Consider the following 16,908-nt stretch of genomic DNA (forward strand, 5'->3'; position numbering starts at 1 on the left):
GTGTCGGCGGCCGATCGCCGCGAACGGCCCTACGCGATCTTCTCGTACTGCTCGGAGAGCTTCTCGGCGGCCTCGTCGAGCAGCTCGGCCTCGTACTCGTCGAGGTCCCACTCGACGACCTCCTCGACGCCGTTCGAGCCCAGCTTCGCGGGCACGCCGAGCGCGGTGTCGTCGTAGCCGTACTCGCCGTCGAGGACGACCGAGCACGGGAGCACCTCGCCGGTGTCGTTGAGGATGGCCTCGACCGTGTGGGCGACGCCGGTGGCGGGCCCCCACTGCGTGGCGCCCTTCCGGCTGATCACGTCCATCGCGGACTCCTGGAGGTCCGCGAGGATCTCCTCCTTCTCGTCGGCGTCGAACGACGGGTCGCGGCCGTCGACGCGCACCTTCGAGAAGACCGGCGCCTGCGCGTCGCCGTGCTCGCCGAGGATCGTCGCTTCGACGTTCTTGACGGGCGCGTCGAAGCGCTCGGAGAGGACGTAGCGGAACCGCGCGGAGTCGAGCCGGCCGCCGAAGCCGACCACCTTGTGGCGGTCGCGGTCGCCCGCCTCGTAGAGGTGGCGGTTGAGCAGGTCGACGGGGTTTGAGGTGGTGACGGTGACGAAGTCGTCGTTGTGCTCGGCGATCGACGACCCGATGTCCTCCATGATCGGCGCGTTGTCGCCGGCCAGGTCGATGCGGGTCTGCCCCTCCTTCCGCGGGATGCCGGCCGTGATGACGACGACGTCCGAGCCGGCGGTGTCCTCGTACTCCCCCTGCCGGACGGTCGTGTTCGAGTCGTAGGCGACGCCGTGGTTCGCGTCGGCGGCCTGTCCGATCGTCGTCTCGCGCTGGTCCGGAATGTCGACGAAGACGAGCTCGTCGACCACGTCGCGTAACGCGAGGTTGTAGCCCGCCGCGGCTCCGACGGTCCCCGCCGCACCGATAACGCTGACCTTTGTCATACCGTCTTGATCCGCGACCGGGCGGCGAGTAAACGTTTCGGAACCCCCCAACGTCCGCGAGCGCCGTCGCGAAACCCCTAACTCCCGCGGCGTCGAACCGTCGCCTCGTGCCGACGTTCCGCTACCCGTGTCCGGGCTGTCGGACGACGAACAGCCTCCACGACGCCGACTGCGAGTTCGAGGGCGTGAGCTGGCCGACCGTCGAGAAGGCCTACACGGACCTCCTCTCGGTGCTGTCCGCGGAGCCCGACGGCCTCTCGGAGGCGGCGCTGCGGGACGCGGTCCCCGCCGACTGGGGCGGGCTCCACAAGGCCGCGCTCGGCGCGCTCCGCCGCGACCAGCGCGTCGTCGAGGACGGCGACCGGCTCCGCCTGCTCACGGCCGCGGAGTTCAAGGAGCGCGTCTCCGAGCCCACCCGCGAGCCGATGCGCACCGTCTACGAGCACGGCTCCGTGCCGGGCTGCCACGACAACGCCGTCTTCGCGATGGTGGCGTGGTACGAGATGGTCGGCCTCTCGTGGCCCGAGACCCGCGAGAACGTGATCGAGTGGCTCCGCGAGTCGGGCGCGTGGGACCGCGGCGGCTTCGAGGAGTCGACGCCGGGGGAGCTCGTCGACGCCAAGCGCCACGTGTACGACGAGGGGTACGGCTGGAAGGAGAAGGGCCAGGCCGCGAAGCGCGTCATCGAGCGGCACCTGTAGCGCCGATTTAAGTCGCCCCGCGACCTCTCGCCACCGTGACACACCCGGAAGCCGGCGCCGCGCCGACCGCGGACCCCGACGCGGCCGCCGTCAGTGACGCCGACGCCGCCGACCCGGAGGTCGACGACGGCGCCGACCGCCCCCCGGCCGTCGCCAATCCCCGCCGCGCGCTCGCCGTCGTGATCGGCGTCGTGTTCATCGACCTCGTCGGCTTCGGGATCGTGATCCCCATCCTCCCCTTCTACGTCCGGTCGTTCGGCGTCAGCGACGCCTTCATCGGGCTGCTCGCGGCCTCCTACTCCCTCGCGCAGTTCGTCGCGGCGCCCACGCTCGGCCGGCTCTCCGACCGGATCGGGCGCCGCCCCGTCCTCCTCGCGTCGCTCGCGGCCGCCGCCGTCGCGTGGGTGACGTTCGGCTACGCCGGCTCGGCGGGCGCGCGCTTCGGCCCCGTCGCCGCGCTGGCGGTGCTGTTCGCCTCCCGCACGCTCGCCGGCGCGATGGGCGGCAACATCGCCGCCGCGCAGGCGTACGTCGCCGACATCACGCCCCGCGACCGGCGGGCGGGCGCGCTCGGCCTCGTCGGCGCGTCGTTCGCGCTCGGGTTCGTCTTCGGGCCGGCGATCGGCGGCCTGCTCGCCGCCGACGCCGTGGTGGCCCGCGCCGACGCGCTCTTCCCCGCGTTCGTCCCGGCGACGCCGTACTCCCTGCCGAGCTTCGCGGCGGCGGGGATGAGCCTCCTCGCGGTCGCCGTCGGGTTCCTCCTCCTCGAAGAGCCGGCGCGGACGCGACCCGCGGGTGACGCGGCGAGCGCCCGCACCACCGCGGTCGGCCAGTTCCGCGACGCGCTCGCGTCCGCGTCGCTCCGGCCGCTGACGGTCGCGTACTTCGTCGTCGCCGTCGCGTTCGCGGGCGTCCAGGTGATGTTCATCCCGTACGTCGCGGACGCGTTCGGCTACGACGCGACGGCCGCGGCGTTCCTGCTCACCTACGTCGGCGTCCTCGGCGCGGTGAACCAGGGCGTCGTCGTCGGTCGGCTCTCGCGGGTCGTCTCCTCGCGGACGCTCGTCGCCGCCGGGTCCGTCGTCCTCGCCGGCGCGCTCGCCGCGATCCCCGCGACCGGGCTCGTCGACCGGGTCGCGGGCGGGGTCGCCCTCGGCGGGCCGGGGTGGCTCACGCTCCCCCTGCTCGCGCTGCTCGCCGCGCTCGCGGCGCTCTCGCTCGGCAACGCCCTCGTGAACGTCTCGCTGGCGACGCTCGTCTCCGCGTCGGCCGACGACGCCGACCAGGGGGCCGCCTTCGGGGTGACGCAGGGCGCGTCGAGCCTCGGGCGGACCGTCGGCCCGCCGCTGATGGCGGTGCTGTACACGGTCGCCGTCGCGTCGCCGTTCCTGATCGGCGCGCTGCTCCTCGCGCCCGTGGCGGTCGCGTTCGGGCGACGGACCGGGTGAGGGCCCGTCGAGGCGGGTGCGAGCGGCCGTCCCGCCTCCGCACGACAGTTTTACGCCCACCGTCGCCGTCGTACCTCGCACATGGCCCTCGACCTCGTCCCCGCCTGGCCCGCCGTCGGATCCCTCGCGGGCGGGGCGGGGGCGGTCGCGCTCGCGTGGGCGATCCGCGAACACCGCGGCCGCCCCGGTGTCGACTGGTTCCTCGGCGTCTTCGCCGCGCAGGCGACGTGGTGCGTCTCCTACGGCGTCGGGCTGCTGGTCGCCGACCCGGCCGTCCGCGCCGCGCTGGAGGCGACGATGTGGCTGGGCGTGATCTGGACCGGGATCGCCTTCCTCGGCTTCGCCCTGGAGTACACCGGCCGGAGCGACGTGGTCCGGAGCCGCCTGTTCGGCGCGATCGCCGGCTTCGGCCTCCTCTCGTCCGCGCTCGTCGCCACGAACCCCCTCCACGGCGCCTTCTGGACCGACCTCTCGCGCGCCCCCGTCTTCGGCGTCGAGACCGTCTCGTACGCGTTCGGTCCGTGGGCGTACCTCACCGTCGCCGTCGAGACCGTCCTCGTCGCCAGCGCGGTCTTCCTCCTCGTCGACACGCTGCTCAGCTACGGACCGCTGTACCGCCGCGAGAGCGCCGCGGTCGCCCTGAGCTCGCTGCCGCCCGGGTTCGCGCTGGTCGCGTGGACGCTCCAGCTCGGCCCGGTCCCGCAGCTCCAGCTCGCGCCGGTGATGTTCGTCCCGCACATGGTCCTCGACGCGTACGCGTTCGACCGCGCGGAGATGTTCGACCGGAACCCGACGACGAGCCGCGCCGCCGAGCGCACGGCGATCGACGACCTCCGGGACCCGATCGTCGCGCTCGCGCTCGACCGCCGCGTCGTCCGGCTCAACCCCGCCGCCGAGGCGGTGCTGGGCGTCGACGCCGAGACCGCCCGAGACCGCCCCCTCGCCGACTTCCTCGACCTGCCCGTCGGGGTCGGCGACGGGGCGGACGGCGCCGAGGCGGACGACGGCTCCCGCGAGACCGTCGAGGTCGACCCGGACGGCGCCGCCGGCCGCCGCACGTACGCGGTGTCGGTCTCCCGGCTGACGGACCCGAACGGGACGCACGTCGGGTACACGGTCGTCCTCTCGGACGTGACCGAACGCGAGCGCCGGCGGCAGCAGCTGGAGGTGCTGAACCGGATCCTCCGCCACAACCTCCGCAACGACGCCGGCGTCGTCCACGGCTACGGCGAGATCCTCCGCGACAGCCTCGACGACCCGGAGCTGGTCCGGATGGCGGACGCCGTCGAGCGCCGCGCCGGCGCGCTGGCCGCCCTCGGCGAGAAGGCGGGCACCGTCGAGCGGCTCCTCGCCGACAGCGACGCCGCGGCGACGGACGTCCGCGACCTCGTCGGCGCGGCCGTCGCCGACGCCCGCGAGCGCGACCCGAACGCCGTCGTCGAACTCGCCGTCGACGGCGAGCCCGACCCGGAGGCCGACTCCGTCGACGCCGACGAGTGGACGACGCACGTCCGGCCCGACGCGCTCCGCGCGGTCGTCGAGAACACCGTGGAGAACGCCCTCGCCCACCACGACGGCGAGGGGACCGAGCGCGAGGACGGCGGGGCCTGGGTGCGCGTCTCGCTCCGCCGAGCGGGCGGCGCGACGGGCGAGTCCGGGGGCGACGACCCCCGCTTCGTCCTCACCGTCGCGGACGACGGGCCCGGCATCCCGGACCACGAGGTCGAGGCGGTCGAGTCCGGGCGGGAGACCGCCCTCGAACACGGCTCCGGGCTGGGGCTGTGGGTCGTCGCGTGGGGCGCCGCCGCGGTCGGCGCCGAGGTGGAGTACGCCGAGCGGGAGCCGCGGGGGACGCGGGTGACGGTGTCGATCCCGGTCGTGGACGGCGAGTGAGCCGGACGGAAAACGAGGCGGTTGATCTGCTAGAAACGGCCGATTTCAGGCGCGTTAGTCGCTCTGAATCCTCGGCGCTAGCATGAAAGTAACGTTCCCGAGCCCCTCCGCGAAGCCGTAGTGGAGCTTGACGGGGAACTCCTCGCCGAGCTCGACGGTGACCTCGGCGTCGGAGGGGATCGCCTTGTTCATGTCCTTGAGGTAATCGAGGCTGAACAGCGAGTCGGCGGGGCCGGCGGTGAGCGCGATGAGGTCCTCGCGGTCGAGCTCGAGGTTCACGTCGTCGGTGTCGCCCTCGGCCTCGATGAAGAACGCCTCGTCGGTCTCGTCGACGCGGAGGCGGATGTGGTCGGAGACCATGTCGGCGGCCTTGATCCCGCGGTCGAGCTGGGCGCCCTCGACGACGATCTCGGAGGCGAGATCGAGGTCCGGGATGTCCGGCTCCTGGCGGATCGAGTCGGGGTCGATGAGCGCGAGGGTGTACGAGAGGCCGTCGATCTCGATGTGGAGCTTGCGGGTCTCCTCGTCGAGTTCGAGGTGGATCAAGTCGCCGGAGTTGGCCATGCCGGCGATGTCTTCCAAGCGGGCGAGGTTGACGCCGATGACGCCGCCGTCCGCGTCGTACGACTCGAACGCGGCCGCCTCCAGCGTGAGGTCGACCATGCCGACGTTGGCGGGGTCGACGGCCCGGATGGAGAGCTCCTCCTCGTTCAGGCGGATCTTACACTCGTCGACCAACACGCTCACCGAATCGAGCGCGTCCTGAAACGTCGACGCGCCCACGATGGCCTTGAACATATACGTTCAGCTTGGGCGGTATCACCTAAAAAGGCACCCGATCGGAGCGGCGACCGCCGGCTCAGAGCGACCTGATGAGGCGGGCGACGACGACCGCGAGCGTGACGACGGTCCGCCACAGTCGGAGCCGTTCGAGCCGGTATTCGTACCGTTCGCTCTCGTCCGACTCGTCGCTCCCGCCGCCCGCTTCGCGGTCGCACTCGGGCCCGGCGTCCCCGCCGGGGTCGTCGGGCGGCGGATCGGTCGCTCGGTCCGGCTCGGCTCGGGCGCTCCGATCGGTCGAGTCGCGCTTCGGCGGCTCGCCGCGCTCGGTCGGGCTCGGTTCGGCGTCGGTGCGTTCGGTCGCCGGCAGCGGCTCGTCGGGCATGGTGTCTCTCGGCCGCGTCGGGCCGTACGCGACGATACGGGGTTAATTTATAAATAAACGAGCCGAACGCAAGGCGGAACTAAAACTCGTCCGGGCGGCCGGGGCTCCGATCGGTCGGCCCGCCCCGTTCTCAGACCAGCGGCTCGACGAGGTCCCGCCCCTCGTCGAGGAGCTCGTCGACGGCGGCCTCGGAGTCCGCCTCGGCGTACACGCGCAGCTTCGGCTCCGTGCCCGATGGGCGGACGAGCAGCCACGAGCCGCTCTCCAAGAGGAGCTTGAACCCGTCGAGGGTGACGACCTTCGCGACGGGCGAGCCGCAGACGGACTCCGGGATGTGGTCCTCCAGCTCGTCGAGGACGCCTTCCTTCCGGTCGTCCGGGCAGTCGAGGGACACCTTGCCGGCCGCGATGTGGCCGTGCTCGTCGAGCAGGCGGTCGACGCGCGCGTCGAACGGCTCTGCGGCGTGGGTTGCGGCCGCGAGCAGCGCCATCAGCACGCCGTCCTTCTCGCGGACGTGGCCGCGGAGGGTGAACCCGCCCGACTCCTCGCCGCCGAACAGCGCGTCGTGCTCGCCCATCGCCTCGGCGACCCACTTGAAGCCGACCGGCGTCTCGTACACTTCCTCGCCGTGCGCCTCCGCGATGCGGTCGATGAGGAACGTCGTCGAGACGGTGCGGACCGCTGGCCCGGAGTCGGCCTCCAGCAGGCGGTCGTAGCAGGCGGCGTAGAAGAGGTTCGCGTCGAGGACGCCGCGGTCGGGCGTGACGACCGCGATCCGGTCGGCGTCGCCGTCGTTGGCGACCCCGAGGTCCACGTCGCTGTCGGGGTCGGTGACGCGGTCGGCCAGCGCCCCGAGGTGCTCGGCCGAGGGCTCGGGGGAGTCGCCGCCGAACGTCACGTCGCGCTCGCAGCGCAGGCGCACGACCTCCGCGCCCGCGGATTCGAGCAGCGCGTCGGTGACGCCGCGCCCGCTCCCGTGCATCGCGTCGTACGCGACCGTGAGCCCGGAGAGGTCGACGCCGCCTCCCGCCCCGGCGAGGTTGCCCACCACCTCGCGGGCCGCGTCGGCGTGGTCGCTCACGAGGTCGACGCGCTCGACGTCGCCGCGCTCGGACTCGGGCAGCAGGTCCGGCTCCGCGAGCCGGTCGACGACGTCCTCGGTCACGTCGGGGAGCGCGGGCGCGCCGTCGTGCGGGATGAACTTCACGCCGTTGTACTCGGGCGGGTTGTGCGAGGCGGTGACCATACACGCCCCGGCGAGCCCGCGGGAGACGATGGCGTGGGCGATGACCGGCGTCGGCGCGTCGCGCTCGGGTAGGATTACGTCGAAGCCGTTGCCGGCGAGCACCTCGGCGAGGCTCTCGGCGAACCCCTCGGAGGTCTCGCGGGCGTCGTACCCCACGGCGACCGGTTCGTCGTGACCGGCGGCCTCGAGGTGGTCGGCGACCGCCTGCCCGACGATCCGCACGCGCTCGTCGGTGAAGGTGTCGAGCGTCGCGCGCCAGCCGTCCGTGCCGAAGGCAATCTCGTCCATACCGGCCACGTCGGCGGCGAGGGCAATAATGCCCCGTGCCGGTCGCGAGGCTTGCGACGGGCCCGGCGAGCGGCGGAGCGCGGTGAGGCCCCGGCGGCTCCGTCGATCGACCGCGTTTTTGTGGCCGGACCTCGAACCCGCTGTATGACCCGAATCGCCGCCGTCTCCGGCAGCCGGAGCGCGGACAGCACCACCCGGGCCGCGCTCCGCGTCGCGCTCGACGCCGCGGCCGACGCCGGCGCGGACACCGACCTGATCGACCTCGCGGCCGTCGACCTCCCGCTGTACCACCCCGACGAGGGCGCGCAGGGCGACAGCGAGGCCCTGAAGCGCCGCGTCCGCGAGGCCGACGGCGTCCTCGCCGGCACGCCCGTCTACCGCGGCTCCTACTCGTCGACGTTCAAGAACTTCCACGACTTCTGCGGCTCCGACGAGTACGCGGACACGGCCGTGGGGCTGCTCGCGACCGCCGGCGGCGGCTCCTACGGCGGGACCTTGGAACACCTCCGGTCGACGTTCCGGAACGTCCACGCGTGGACCGTCCCCCACGAGGTCGGGATCCAGGGCGCCTCCTCGAAGGTCGAGACGGCGGCGGCCGCCCCCGACCGCGGACCGCGGATCACCGACGAGGACCTCCGGCGCCGCACCGAGCGGCTGGGGCGGGTGGTCGTCGAACACGCCGAGCGCATGCGGGAGTGAGAGCGGCGCCGGCCGCCGAGCGCCGGCCGCGGTCGGCAGGCGTTTCCCCCGCGGGGCCGACCGTCCGCCCATGAGCCGCATCCGCCCGGACGAACTGGCCGAACGCCTCGGGACCGACGACGAGCCGTTCCTGCTGGACATTCGACCCGAGTCGGACTACGGGCGCCGCGCGATCGACGGGAGCCTGAACGTGCCCGTGTACGACGACCTCCGGCGCGGCGACGACGACGCGCTCCGCGGCCGGCTCGACGAGGTCCCCGACGACCGCGAGGTCGTCACGGTCTGTAAGATGGGGATCGTCGCCAAGCGCGCGACTCGCGTGCTCGACGAGGCGGGCTACGAGGCGTCGACGCTCGCCGGCGGCATGAGCGGCTGGAACGGGTACCAGCGCGGGTCGCTCGGCTACAGGCTCCGGTCGCTGTGGTGGTGGCTGCGAGGGTGACGGCGCGCGGTCGCGGCGCCCGGGCGCCGGAACCCGCCGCCCTTTTGCCCGCCTCGCGCCTACGGCGCCCATGACCGAACCGGGTGACGACGACCGTGTCCGCTAACCGGAAGGGGGACCGCCGCGAGCGCGAGCTGGTGAACGCCTTGGACGAGGCGGGGTTCGCCGTGATGCGCGCGCCGGCCAGCGGCTCCGCCACGGAGCGCGAACTGCCCGACGTGCTCGCGGGCGACGGCGAGACGTTCTACGCCATCGAGGCGAAGTCGAGCGCGGGCGACCCCATCTACCTCACCGGCGAGGAGGTGGAGGCGCTCCTCTTCTTCGCGCGGAACTTCGGCGCGAAGGCCCGGATCGCGGTCCGGTTCGACCGCGAGGACTGGTACTTCTTCCACCCGGGCGACCTCTACACCACCGACGCCGGGTCCTACCGGGTGAAGAAGGAGAAAGCCCTGGCCGACGGCACCGACTTCCCCGAGTTCGTCGGCGAGACCGAGAAGGTGACGCTCGGCGAGGTCGGCGGGGACGCCGACGGCGACGCGGACGAGGTCGATCCCGAGACCGAGGAGCGGCGGACGATCTTAGAGGCCGTCCGCGACGGCCACATGCCGGTCGAGGACGCGCTCGACGTGCTGTAGCGCGGCGGACCTCCCGCGCCCCGCGACCCCCTCGCTTATCCCTCGCCGCGTCGAACTCCGGGACGAATGAGCGAGGACTTCGGCCTGCTCGAACCGGCGGACCAGCCCGGCGACGAGTGGGAGCAGCTCGACGTCTCCGACACCGAGGCCGACCGGATCGCCCGGCGGCAGGACCGCGAGTTCGACGAGTTCCGCAAGCGGATCAAAGACACCGAACAGTTCAAGCTCCAGGAGTCGGTGTTCGACGACGCCACGCTGGCGGCGGTGTACAAGCTGGTCCAGGACGGCTACGTCGACGCGTTCGGCGGGCCGGTGTCTACGGGGAAGGAGGCGAGCGTCTTCGAGGCGCTCGGCGGGCAGGCCGGTGAGCGACCGGAGCCGGGGTCCGAGGCGGCCGGCGGCGGCCCCGAGGGCGTCACGCCCGAGCGCGAGGTCGCGGTGAAGGTGTACCGGATCAACTCCTCGAACTTCCGGCAGATGCGCGAGTACCTGGAGGGCGACCCGCGCTTCGAGGGGATCGCGAGCGACAAGAAGGCGGTCGTGCTCGCGTGGACCCGCAAGGAGTTCGCGAACCTCGAACGCGCGCGCAAGGCGGGCGTCCGGGTCCCCGAACCGATCGCGGTCCAGCGGAACGTCCTCGTGATGGAGCTGGTCGGCCACGCCGAGGACCGCGCCCGGCGGCTGAGCGAGGTCGACGTGGAGAACCCCGAGACCGCCTACGAGGTCGTCCGCGAGTACATGCGCCGCCTGTACGGCGCCGGGCTGATCCACGGCGACCTCTCGGAGTACAACATGATCATCCACGAGGGCGAGCTGGTGATCATCGACCTCGGGCAGGCGGTGACGGTCCACCACCCCAACGCCGGCGAGTTCCTGACGCGGGACTGCGAGAACGTGGCGACCTTTTTCACGCGACAGGGGATCGACGTCGACCCCGACGACCTCCGCGCGTACGTGACGGAGCCCGAGCCGGACCCGACGGGTGATCCGGGAACGGACGGCGAACCGGAGTCGGACGGCGAACCGGAGTCGGGCGAAGGGGCGACCGAGTAGACCGACGCCGGCTCCGCCGCAAGCGGCCGAAGACCACCGTCACGCGGCCACACACCGGCCGCGGCGGAACACGCTTAAAAGGCTCCGCCGGGTATCCCGTGGCATGCAACACGTGACGGTTCCGCAGGACCGTATCGGCGTCGTCATCGGCGCCGGCGGCGAGACGATGCGGGAGATCGAAGAGCGGGCGAACGTGCGGCTCGACATCGACTCGGAGTCCGGGAGCGTCGCCATCGAGGAGCGCGACGACCCGGTCGCGGCGATGGTGGCCCCCGACGTGATCAAGGCGATCGGCCGCGGCTTCAAGCCGGAGACGGCGCTGTCGATCCTCGACCACGACCTCCGGACACTCGATCTCATCGACCTGTCGGAACACACCCGAAACGACAACGATCTCCAGCGCAAGAAGGGCCGGATCATCGGCGAGAACGGTCGCACGCGCGAACTGATCGAGGAGCTGTCGGGCGCGAACGTCGTCGTCTACGGCTCGACGGTTGGCGCCGTGGGCCAGCCCGAGGAACTGGAAGTGGTCCGGCGGGCGGTCGGGATGCTGCTCGACGGCGCTCCGCACGGCGCGGTGTACTCGTACTTGGAGCGCATGTCGAACGAGCTCGACGACGACGTGAGTTTCAACGCGCCGCAGTAAGCGAACGGACTTCCCGGCGTTGCGGTCGGTTTCGCCGTCGCTGTTCGTTTATAAACCGTCGTTACTGACAACGCGGCGATCACCGCCAATGCCCCAGTCGCGAGGCCGGAGTACGCTCGTTGCGCTCCTCGCTCGCTTCGCTCGCTGCGGTGCTTACGTCGCCTACTCCGGCCTCGCGACTGCCCCTTTGAGTCCCATCCGACCGCCACCGCAACCTCACCTCACGCCTCCCCAGCCTCGTCGCTGGCACCCTCCGCTTCGCTCCGGAGCCAGCGACTCCCTCGCGCGTGCGGTTCGCGGCCTGCCGGCCGCTCACCGGCACGCGCCACCGCCGTTCGTTTATAAACGACCACCGGACAGCAGTCGATCTGGAGTTCTATATAAAGGGGCGTGTGAACGCACCTCATACCGGGCTATACGCCCCCTCCGTGTTGCGGTTTCGCACGATACGAGCGAAGGGTTTATATAGAATCACAAACAATCAAAGGTTGATTATGTCTCAGCGACAGCGGATGGGCAACCAGCCCATGATCGTACTTTCCGAGGAGTCGCAGCGCACGTCCGGCAAGGACGCGCAGAACATGAACATCACGGCCGGGAAGGCTGTCGCGGAGTCCGTCCGCACGACACTCGGCCCGAAAGGGATGGACAAGATGCTCGTCGACTCCGGCGGGTCCGTCGTCGTCACGAACGACGGCGTCACCATCCTGAAAGAGATGGACATCGACCACCCGGCGGCCAACATGATCGTCGAGGTCTCCGAGACGCAGGAGGAGGAGGTCGGCGACGGCACCACCTCCGCGGTCGTGGTCGCCGGTGAGCTCCTCGACCAGGCCGAGGAGCTCCTCGACCAGGACATCCACGCGACGACCCTCGCGCAGGGGTACCGTCAGGCCGCCGAGAAGGCCAAGGAGATCCTCGACGAGGAGGCCATCGACGTCTCCGCCGACGACCGCGACACCCTCGTCCAGATCGCCGAGACGGCGATGACGGGCAAGGGCGCGGAGAACTCCAAGGACCTCCTCGCCGAGCTCGTCGTCGACGCCGTCCTCGCGGTCCAGGACGACGACGGCATCGACACGGAGAACGTCTCCGTCGAGAAGGTCGTCGGCAGCTCCATCGACGAGTCCGAGCTCGTCGAGGGCGTCATCGTCGACAAGGAGCGCGTCGACGAGAACATGCCCTTCGCGGTCGAGGACGCCGACGTCGCGCTGTTCGACGGCGCCATCGAAGTGAAGGAGACGGAGATCGACGCCGAGGTCAACGTCACGGACCCCGACCAGCTCCAGCAGTTCCTCGACCAGGAGGAGGAGCAGCTCCGCGAGATGGTCGACCACCTGACCGAGATCGGCGCCGACGTCGTCTTCGTCGGTGACGGCATCGACGACATGGCGCAGCACTACCTCGCGCAGGAGGGCATCCTCGCCGTCCGCCGCGCGAAGTCCGACGACCTCAAGCGCCTCGCCCGCGCGACCGGCGGCCGCGTCGTCTCCAACCTCGACGACATCGAGACGGACGACCTCGGCTTCGCCGGCTCCGTCGCCCAGAAGGACATCGGCGGCGACGAGCGCATCTTCGTCGAGGACGTCGAGGAGGCGAAGTCCGTCACCCTCATCCTCCGCGGCGGCACCGAGCACGTCGTCGACGAGGTCGAGCGCGCCATCGACGACTCGCTCGGCGTCGTCCGCACGACGCTGCTCGACGGGAAGGTGCTGCCCGGCGGCGGCGCCCCCGAGGCCGAGCTGGCGCTGCAGCTCCGCGACTTCGCCGACTCCGTCGGCGGCCGCGAGCAGCTCGCCGTCGAGGCGTTCGCCGACGCCTTAGAAGTCGTCCCGCGCACCCTCGCCGAGAACGCGGGCCTCGACCCCATCGACTCGCTGGTCGACCTCCGCTCCCGCCACGACGGCGGCGAGTTCGGCGCCGGTCTCGACGCCTACACGGGCGACGTGATCGACATGGAGGCCGAGGGCGTCGTGGAGCCGCTCCGCGTCAAGACCCAGGCCATCGAGTCCGCCACCGAGGCGGCCGTCATGATCCTCCGCATCGACGACGTCATCGCCGCGGGCGACCTCAAGGGCGGCAGCACCGACGACGGCGGCGACGACGGCGGCCCCGGCGGCGCGCCCGGCGGCATGGGCGGCGGCATGGGCGGCATGGGCGGTATGGGCGGCGCGATGTGAAGTTCGGTTAACGCCTTCACACCCCCAGCCTGACCGTAGCCGCTTCGCCGAACCGTCCGCAGACCGACCGTCGCGCGCCCCTTCGGGCCCGACGACACGCGACTTTTATCGACGACCGGACCCGCGTAGCGACGCGCTCGTTCCTCGGTCCGGATCCTACTTCTCCCAACCGAGTCCCGCGCTACCGACCCCCACATTCGGCTTGCGCGACACGAGGGTAACACCCGCGTAACCACCGGACGGCGGTGTCCGCGAGCGGTTAAGTGACTCCCGGCCCTCCGTTCGCCCGACGAGGTTTTCACGTTCACCATGCCACAGCAGAAGGCCGATTACGCAGACGACGCCGATATCGACGCGGAACTGGACGAACTCCCCGACGACGAGACGGTCGAGGAGACGGTCGCGAACTTAGAGGAGCGCGGCTTCGACGTGGTCGTCGTCGACGACGCCGACGAGGCGCTGGAGACCGTGACGTCGCGGATCCCCGCCGGAGTCTCCGTGATGAACGGGCACTCGACGACGCTCGAAGAGATCGGGTTCGACGAGTTCCTGAGCGAGGGCGACCACGAGTGGGAGAGCCTCCCCGACCAGATCTGGGGCATCGACGACGACGCGGAGCGACAGGCCGCGCGGCGCGAGTCGCAGACCGCGGACTACTTCCTCGGCGGCATCAACGCGGTCGCGCAGACGGGCGAGCTCGTCGCCGCCGACCTCTCCGGCAGCCGGATCGGCGCGTACCCGTTCGCGGCGGGCAACGTCGTCATCGTCACCGGGATCAACAAGATCGTTCCGACGCTCGACGACGCCCTCGACCGGCTCGAGTCGGTCGCGTACCCGCTGGAGAACGAGCGCGCGCAGGAGGCGTACGGCGTCGAGTCCGCCATCGCGAAGCAGCTGATCTACCGCCGCGAGGCCGAGGAGGGCCGCACGACGGTCGTCCTCGTGCGCGAGCAGCTCGGGTACTGAGCCCGCGCCGACGCTCCACGCGCTTTCTTCCCCCTTTCGACGGCCTCACGACTCGCAGAATTGCTCACCGTCTCGCTGTACGGGCCGGGAGGGATTCGAACCACGATCACTCCCGTTCGCTCGCTACGCTCGCTCACCTCCCGCTCCTTGATTCGAATCCCCCCTCAGCACAGCACCGCCGCTCGCGATTTCGCTCGCGGCGGTACAGCGGGCCGGGAGGGATTCGAACTACGCCCGGACGTGCTCGCTCACTCCGTTCGCTGCGCGCGACCGGTCTCTTCGAATCCCTCCCGACCGGTTCGCTCGACGGTTCGCGCTGCTCACCGTCTCGCTGTACGGGCCGGGAGGGATTCGAACCCCCGACCGTCCGGTTAAAAGCCGGACGCTCTCCCTAACTGAGCTACCGGCCCAGACGAACTGCCGTAGGGTCAGCCGACGGATAAACGTTTAGAACCGCGGTAGGGGTCGGCGTCGCCACCCGAAACGGTTTCCCGGCCCCCGCCGTCGCCGCGACCATGGACTTCGACATGCGCGCGTTCGCCGCCGACCTCTGTCGGCACCGCTCGACCGCCGGCGAGGAGGCGGCCGCGGCCGCGTTCGTCGCGGAGCGACTCGCCGACCTCGGCTTCGAGACGTACGCCTGGGACGCCGACCCCGCCGTCCTCGCGGACCACCCCTCCTTCCCCGACGACCTCGACGCGGCGGCCGTCGAGGGGCGGCGCAGCGTCGCGGGCGTCCTCGAACTCGGCGGCGCGAGCGACGCGGGCGACGACCTGGTCCCCACCCTCGTCTTGAACGGCCACCTCGACGTCGTCCCCGCCGAGCCGACCGAGTGGTCGAGCGACCCGTTCGAGCCGGTCTGGGGCGACGCCGCGGCCCGAGACGCGCCACCCGGTCGCGACGCGGACGGCGAGACGCTCACCGCCCGCGGCGCGGCCGACATGAAGTCGGGGCTGGCCGCCTGCGTCGGCGCCGCGGTGGCCGTCCGCGAGGGGGTCGCGGACGGCTCGGTCGACCTGCCGCCGTCCGGGCTCCGGCTCGTCGTCGAGGCCGTCGCGGGCGAGGAGGACGGCGGCTACGGCGCCGCGACCGCCGCGCTCGCGAGCCCGTACCCCTTCGAGCGCGACGCGGCGATCGTCGCGGAGCCGACCGAGCTGCGCCCCGTCGTCGCCTGCGAGGGGTCGCTCATGGCCCGGCTGGAGATCGACGGGCGGAGCGCGCACGCGGCCACCCGGTGGCGCGGCGAGGACGTGCTCCCGCGGTTCGAGGCCGTGCGGGAGGCGTTCGCCGAGCTGGAGGCCGAGCGCGCCGAGTCGGTGTCGCACCCGCTGTACGAGTCGTTCCCGGTCCCGTGGCCGGTCGTCTGCGGCCGCGTCGAGGCCGGCTCGTGGGCCTCGACGGTCCCGGCGACGCTCGACGCGGAGTTCCGGATCGGCGTCGCGCCCGGCGAGACCGTCGCCGAGGTGGAGGCGGCGTTCCGCGAGCGGCTGGACCGGGTCGCGGCCGACGACCCCTGGCTGCGCGAGCACCCGCCTCGGTTCGAGCGGTTCTCGGTCCAGTTCGAGCCGGCCGAGATCGCCGTCGACGAGCCGGTCGTGGAGGCGGTTCGCGCCGGCCTCGCCGCGACCGGCCTCCCGGACGTCGAGCCGCGGGGCGCGACGTACGGCGCGGACTCGCGGCACTTCGTCGCCGCCGGGATCCCGGCGGTGCTGTTCGGTCCCGGCACCATCGACGAGGCGCACTACCCGGACGAGACGATCGCGTGGGAGGAGGTCGTCGCGGCGCGGGACGCCGTCGCCGCCGCCGCCGAGCGGTTCGCGAACGACTACGCCGCGTAGCCGGCGACGCGCGGTCCCCTCGGTCGTCGTCGGGTCGTTTTACCGGTCGTCACCGAGGTACTCGTCGAGCGCGTACGCGACGATGGCGCCCGGCTCGACGTTCTCCATCGAGGCCCGGCGGCGCAGTTCGACGTAGGTGTCCGCCGGGAGCCGGAGCTGAAGCCGGCCGAGTTCGACGCCGGCGTCGCGGACCGCGGCCTCGACGTCCGCCCCGTCGCTGACCGCCGACGCGACGGCGCGCACCTCGCGGACCGTGAGGTCCCCGTCTATCGCCGCCCACGCGAGCAGGTAGCGGTCCCGCCCGCCGAGCCGCGCGACGTGTTTCGCGGCGCTTGGCGCGATCCGCCCGTTGGCGACCTGCCGCCGGATCGCCTGCGGGAGGTCGTGGACCCGCGCCCACTTGCGGATGAACGCGACGGAGACGCCCTCGCCCGCGCGCTCGGCCGCCTCCTTGTACGACCCCACGCCGCGGACGAGCGCCGCGCAGGCGGCGGCGCCGCGCAGCATCAGGACGTTGTCGTCGTCGCTCACGTCGCCGGCCGCGAAGCGGGCCACCGTCTCCGCGGCCTCCGCGACGCTGTCGGGGTCGTTCGGGTCGAACCCCACCGCGTCCGCGGCCCGGTCGCCCGTCACCGCCGGGTCCGACCGGACCACCGGTTCGCCGACGGGCGACCGTCGGTCAGCGCGTGACTCCTCGGTCATACACGTCCCTTCGGGGCCGCAGGTATAAACGCCGGGCACCGGGGCGGAACTCGCCCGAACGC

The 16,908-nt window shown here is 72.0% G+C and carries 16 protein-coding genes and 1 tRNA gene; 11 read left to right on the plus strand and 6 right to left on the minus strand.

Annotated elements, in window-relative coordinates; genetic code table 11:
* Positions 1–29: 29 nt before the first annotated feature.
* Positions 30–944 carry a malate dehydrogenase gene (mdh, locus tag EXE44_RS08580; RefSeq protein ID WP_137716807.1) on the minus strand — a complete coding sequence of 305 codons (915 nt, stop codon included), beginning with the start codon at positions 942–944 and terminating at the stop codon, positions 30–32.
* Positions 945–1,051: 107 nt separating this feature from the next.
* Here mdh and EXE44_RS08585 point away from each other — a divergent pair, with 107 nt between their 5' ends.
* From EXE44_RS08585 to EXE44_RS08595, 3 genes are all read left to right on the plus strand, one after another.
* Entirely contained in the window at positions 1,052–1,645 is a 594-nt protein-coding gene (locus EXE44_RS08585; RefSeq protein WP_137716808.1) for a hypothetical protein, read from the plus strand.
* 35 nt (positions 1,646–1,680) lie between these two features.
* On the plus strand, positions 1,681–3,093 hold the full coding sequence (locus EXE44_RS08590; RefSeq protein WP_137716809.1) for an MFS transporter: 1,413 nt from the start codon (positions 1,681–1,683) through the stop codon (positions 3,091–3,093).
* An 81-nt stretch (positions 3,094–3,174) separates the two neighbouring features.
* Positions 3,175–4,986, plus strand: coding sequence for a histidine kinase N-terminal 7TM domain-containing protein (locus tag EXE44_RS08595; protein ID WP_137716810.1), 1,812 nt, complete (start codon positions 3,175–3,177; stop codon positions 4,984–4,986).
* A 54-nt stretch (positions 4,987–5,040) separates the two neighbouring features.
* On the opposite strand, the gene EXE44_RS08600 is transcribed toward EXE44_RS08595, so the two are convergent.
* The 3 genes from EXE44_RS08600 to EXE44_RS08610 all read right to left on the minus strand — a co-directional run bounded on the left by EXE44_RS08600 (position 5,041) and on the right by EXE44_RS08610 (position 7,685).
* Entirely contained in the window at positions 5,041–5,784 is a 744-nt protein-coding gene (locus tag EXE44_RS08600) for a DNA polymerase sliding clamp (RefSeq protein WP_137716811.1), read from the minus strand.
* Positions 5,785–5,845: 61 nt separating this feature from the next.
* Positions 5,846–6,151 carry a hypothetical protein gene (locus tag EXE44_RS08605; protein WP_137716812.1) on the minus strand — a complete coding sequence of 102 codons (306 nt, stop codon included), beginning with the start codon at positions 6,149–6,151 and terminating at the stop codon, positions 5,846–5,848.
* A 130-nt stretch (positions 6,152–6,281) separates the two neighbouring features.
* Positions 6,282–7,685, minus strand: a complete 1,404-nt coding sequence (locus EXE44_RS08610) for a phosphoglucomutase/phosphomannomutase family protein (RefSeq protein WP_137716813.1) — start codon at positions 7,683–7,685, stop codon at positions 6,282–6,284.
* A 144-nt stretch (positions 7,686–7,829) separates the two neighbouring features.
* Between EXE44_RS08610 and EXE44_RS08615 the strand changes: the two genes are divergently transcribed.
* The 7 genes from EXE44_RS08615 (at position 7,830) to EXE44_RS08645 (ending at position 14,306) form a co-directional block, all read left to right on the plus strand.
* Positions 7,830–8,384: an NADPH-dependent FMN reductase gene (locus tag EXE44_RS08615; protein ID WP_137716814.1), complete on the plus strand. Its 555-nt coding sequence runs from the start codon at positions 7,830–7,832 to the stop codon at positions 8,382–8,384.
* A gap of 70 nt (positions 8,385–8,454) precedes the next feature.
* Complete coding sequence (locus EXE44_RS08620) at positions 8,455–8,826, plus strand: rhodanese-like domain-containing protein (RefSeq protein ID WP_137716815.1); 372 nt, start codon at positions 8,455–8,457, stop codon at positions 8,824–8,826.
* 83 nt (positions 8,827–8,909) lie between these two features.
* Positions 8,910–9,461 carry a Holliday junction resolvase Hjc gene (hjc, locus tag EXE44_RS08625; protein ID WP_137716816.1) on the plus strand — a complete coding sequence of 184 codons (552 nt, stop codon included), beginning with the start codon at positions 8,910–8,912 and terminating at the stop codon, positions 9,459–9,461.
* Between the two features lie 66 nt (positions 9,462–9,527).
* Complete coding sequence (gene rio1 / locus EXE44_RS08630; RefSeq protein WP_137716817.1) at positions 9,528–10,514, plus strand: serine/threonine-protein kinase Rio1; 987 nt, start codon at positions 9,528–9,530, stop codon at positions 10,512–10,514.
* 103 nt (positions 10,515–10,617) lie between these two features.
* Positions 10,618–11,160, plus strand: a complete 543-nt coding sequence (locus EXE44_RS08635; RefSeq protein ID WP_137716818.1) for a KH domain-containing protein — start codon at positions 10,618–10,620, stop codon at positions 11,158–11,160.
* Between the two features lie 527 nt (positions 11,161–11,687).
* Positions 11,688–13,340: a thermosome subunit alpha gene (gene thsA / locus EXE44_RS08640; protein ID WP_137716864.1), complete on the plus strand. Its 1,653-nt coding sequence runs from the start codon at positions 11,688–11,690 to the stop codon at positions 13,338–13,340.
* Positions 13,341–13,649: 309 nt separating this feature from the next.
* Positions 13,650–14,306 carry a lactate utilization protein gene (locus EXE44_RS08645; RefSeq protein WP_137716819.1) on the plus strand — a complete coding sequence of 219 codons (657 nt, stop codon included), beginning with the start codon at positions 13,650–13,652 and terminating at the stop codon, positions 14,304–14,306.
* Positions 14,307–14,642: 336 nt separating this feature from the next.
* Here the strand turns inward: EXE44_RS08645 and EXE44_RS08650 are convergent.
* Positions 14,643–14,716, minus strand: a tRNA-Lys gene (locus EXE44_RS08650).
* Positions 14,717–14,821: 105 nt separating this feature from the next.
* On the opposite strand from EXE44_RS08650, the gene EXE44_RS08655 reads away from it, so the two are divergent.
* Positions 14,822–16,144, plus strand: coding sequence for a M20/M25/M40 family metallo-hydrolase (locus EXE44_RS08655; RefSeq protein ID WP_137716820.1), 1,323 nt, complete (start codon positions 14,822–14,824; stop codon positions 16,142–16,144).
* Positions 16,145–16,183: 39 nt separating this feature from the next.
* Here the strand turns inward: EXE44_RS08655 and EXE44_RS08660 are convergent, their stop codons facing one another.
* A complete protein-coding gene (locus EXE44_RS08660; RefSeq protein ID WP_137716821.1) occupies positions 16,184–16,846 on the minus strand; it encodes a hypothetical protein in 663 nt (220 codons plus the stop codon).
* Positions 16,847–16,908: the final 62 nt, after the last annotated feature.

Source organism: Halorubrum sp. SS7 (assembly GCF_005435055.1).
GTDB lineage: Archaea > Halobacteriota > Halobacteria > Halobacteriales > Haloferacaceae > Halorubrum > Halorubrum salinarum.

Coding starts and splice junctions, on each gene's coding strand:
- mdh (WP_137716807.1), bottom strand. CDS start 944: ATGACAAAGGTCAGCGTTATCGGTGCGGCGGGGACCGTCGGAGCCGCG.
- EXE44_RS08595 (WP_137716810.1), top strand. CDS start 3,175: ATGGCCCTCGACCTCGTCCCCGCCTGGCCCGCCGTCGGATCCCTCGCG.
- EXE44_RS08600 (WP_137716811.1), bottom strand. CDS start 5,784: ATGTTCAAGGCCATCGTGGGCGCGTCGACGTTTCAGGACGCGCTCGAT.
- EXE44_RS08605 (WP_137716812.1), bottom strand. CDS start 6,151: ATGCCCGACGAGCCGCTGCCGGCGACCGAACGCACCGACGCCGAACCG.
- EXE44_RS08610 (WP_137716813.1), bottom strand. CDS start 7,685: ATGGACGAGATTGCCTTCGGCACGGACGGCTGGCGCGCGACGCTCGAC.
- EXE44_RS08615 (WP_137716814.1), top strand. CDS start 7,830: ATGACCCGAATCGCCGCCGTCTCCGGCAGCCGGAGCGCGGACAGCACC.
- EXE44_RS08620 (WP_137716815.1), top strand. CDS start 8,455: ATGAGCCGCATCCGCCCGGACGAACTGGCCGAACGCCTCGGGACCGAC.
- rio1 (WP_137716817.1), top strand. CDS start 9,528: ATGAGCGAGGACTTCGGCCTGCTCGAACCGGCGGACCAGCCCGGCGAC.
- EXE44_RS08635 (WP_137716818.1), top strand. CDS start 10,618: ATGCAACACGTGACGGTTCCGCAGGACCGTATCGGCGTCGTCATCGGC.
- thsA (WP_137716864.1), top strand. CDS start 11,688: ATGATCGTACTTTCCGAGGAGTCGCAGCGCACGTCCGGCAAGGACGCG.
- EXE44_RS08645 (WP_137716819.1), top strand. CDS start 13,650: ATGCCACAGCAGAAGGCCGATTACGCAGACGACGCCGATATCGACGCG.
- EXE44_RS08655 (WP_137716820.1), top strand. CDS start 14,822: ATGGACTTCGACATGCGCGCGTTCGCCGCCGACCTCTGTCGGCACCGC.
- EXE44_RS08660 (WP_137716821.1), bottom strand. CDS start 16,846: ATGACCGAGGAGTCACGCGCTGACCGACGGTCGCCCGTCGGCGAACCG.